The 2,848-nt window shown below is 70.2% G+C and carries 1 protein-coding gene; it reads right to left on the bottom strand.

Annotation, left to right across the window (positions count from 1 at the left end):
* Window positions 1-199 precede the first annotated feature (199 nt).
* Entirely contained in the window at window positions 200-2,758 is a 2,559-nt protein-coding gene (locus ACZ5WK_RS40195; RefSeq protein WP_465555519.1) for an ABC transporter permease, read from the bottom strand.
* Window positions 2,759-2,848 lie beyond the last annotated feature (90 nt).

A 2,848-nucleotide genomic window follows, 5' to 3' on the forward strand; every position in this document is an offset into this window, starting at 1 on the left:
AACGCCTCGAAGAACCTCGTCTTCAGCGCCTCAAAATCCATGATCCCCGCAACCCCTGAACTCCAGGGTGTTGCGGGGATCAGTAGAACCCACGCCTCCGGCGGGGGCCTTCTCGTTGTCGGTGTGCGTGGTCGTCCCAGGACGGTGGCCCCGGGCGTGGTGCCCGGGGCCGGTGGGCGACGGTCGGTCCGTCGGTTCGTCAGTCGGTCTTGATGCTCGCCAGGATGTCGAGCTTGGACGCCCGGCGGGCCGGCCAGATCGCCGCCACCAGGCCGACCACGCCGGCCAGGGCGAGGAAGAGCAGCAGCTGGCCGAAGGGCAGGACGGTGGTCAGGCCCGCCATGCTGGACTTCAGGGTGCCGTTGATCGCCCAGGCCATGAAGCAGCCGAGCAGCAGGCCGATGCCGGCGCCGAAGACCGAGATCACGACGGACTCCAGCCGGACCATCCGCTTGATGCCGCCGCGGTCCAGGCCGATCGCCCGGAGCATCCCGATCTCGCGCTTGCGCTCGAAGACCGACATGGCCAGCGTGTTGATCACCCCGAGGATCGCGACGATCACGGACATCGCGAGCAGCCCGTACATCATGTTCAGCGCGAAGGTGATGATCTGGCTGAAGTCGTCGCGGACGTCCTGCTTGGACTTGACCTCGATCACCGGGTTGGCGCCGGTGGCGTCCTTGAGCGCCTGCTTCAGCTTGTCGGTGGCGCCGTCGGCGCCCTTGACCAGGACGTCGCTGAGGTAGGGCTCGGGCTCGTGCTTGACGATCTCGCTGTTGGCCAGCAGGACCGGGCCGAGCATGCCGCCCGCCTTGTAGACGCCGCCGACGGTGACCTGGCCGGTGGACTCGTCGGGGTAGGTGACCGTCATGGTCGAACCGGCGGTGACGCCGTTCTTCTTGGCGACGTCCTCGTCGACCATGATCTTGCCCTGGCCCAGTGCGGTGGCGGAGCCGCTGGTCACGTCCACCGAGACGAGCTTGTCGAAGGTGTTCTGGTCCAGGCCGGTGATGGCCCGGGTGCTGCCGTTCAGCTCCCAGTACACGGTGGTCATCGCCGAGGCGGCCGTCACCCCGGGGGTCTTGGCGATCTCGGCCGGGACCTTCTCGGAGAGGCTCATGCCGTTCGCGGCCGAGACCACGTAGTCGGCCTTCATCGTGCTGGTGACGGCCTTGTCGATCGCACCGCCGATCGAGGCGCCGAGCACCGTCAGGCCGCTGACCAGGGTCAGGCCGATGGTCAGCGCGGCCGCGGTGGCGGCGGTGCGGCGCGGGTTGCGCACGGCGTTCTGCCGGGCGAGCTTGCCGGGCGTGCCGAACAGCTTGCCGAGCACCGGGCCGACCAGGGCGATCACCGGACGGGAGAGCAGCGGCAGCAGGATGAAGATGCCGATCAGGGCCAGCAGGGCGCCGAACGCGACCGGCACCCGGCCGCCGCTGTCGCCGGTGGAGGCGCCGTAGGCGATCAGCGCGCCGCCGCCGGCGGCCAGCACCGAGCCGATGGTGTTGCGCACCACCAGGCTCTTCTGGCTGCTCGGCTGGTCGCCGCTGCTCATCGCGGCCACCGGGGCGATCCGGGAGGCGCGCATGGCGGGCAGCAGGGCGGAGAGGACCGTCACCAGGATGCCGACCACCAGGGTGACCGCCACGGTCATCGGCTTGATCACCAGCGAGCCGGTGGGCATGCCGTCGTCCAGCGAGTGGATCAGGGACTGCAGTCCGGCGCCGATCCCGATGCCGGCCACCAGACCGGCGACGGCCGAGATGGTGCCGATGGCCAGCGCCTCGATCAGCACCGACCGGGTGACCTGCTTGCGGCTGGCACCGATCGCCCGCAGCAGGGCGAGCTCCTTGGTGCGCTGGGCGACCAGCATGGTGAAGGTGTTGGCGATGATGAAGATGCCGACGAAGAGCGAGATCCCGGCGAAGGCGAGCAGCATGGTGCGCATGCTCGACGTGCCGCTCTCGATCATCTTCTGCTCGTCGTCCTTGAGCTCCGTGCCGGTCTCGGAGTGGATCTGCTGGCCGGCCGGGAGCTTTGCCCCGGCCTCGGCGAGCAGGGCGCTCTCGGTGGTGCCGGGCTTGGCGGTGAGCACGATGCTGCTGTAGCGGCCCGGCTCCAGCAGCAGCTGCTGGGCGGTGGCGCGGTCGAACAGGGTGAGCGTGCCGCCGGAGTTCACCACCGGGTCGTCGGTGGTGAAGATGCCGGTGAGCTTCGCCTCCAGCACCGGGCCGTTGGAGGCCAGCCGGACGGTGTCGCCGACCTTGTAGCCGGCCTTGTCGGCGGTCTTGCGGTCGAGCGCGATCTCCTGGGCGCTCTTCGGGCCCTGGCCCTCGGCCATCGGGTAGCGGGTGTCCTTGCCGTCCGGCCCGGGCGCGAAGTTGGCGCCCTTGGCGGCCCAGGCCTGGCCGACCAGGTTGCCGCTCTTGTCGGCCACGCCGGTGAAGCCGCTGACCACGCCGCGGGCGTGGGCGGCGCCGGGGAGCGCGCCGAGCTGCTGGACGGTGGCGTCGGTCAGGGTGGCCGCGCTCTTCTCGCTCTTCTCGCGGGCGGAGGCGCCGGAGCCGGCCGCCCGGTCGACGATCTGGACCGACACGTCGGAGTAGCTCTTGGAGTTGCTGTCCCGCATGGCCTTGCCGAACGTGTCGGAGAAGACCATGGTGCCGGCGACGAAGGCGGTGCCCAGCATGACGGCCAGTGCCGTCATCAGCAGTCGGCCCTTGTGGGCCAGCACGTTGCGCAGTGCGGTGCGATACATGGGGTGTCCTGGGGTCTGCGGAGGGGCGGGGTGCTGGCGGTGGGGCGTCAGCTGGTGCGGCCCTTGGCGTCGAAGCGGCGCATGCGGTCC

The sequence above is a fragment of the Kitasatospora sp. NPDC032757 genome, from assembly GCF_055579305.1.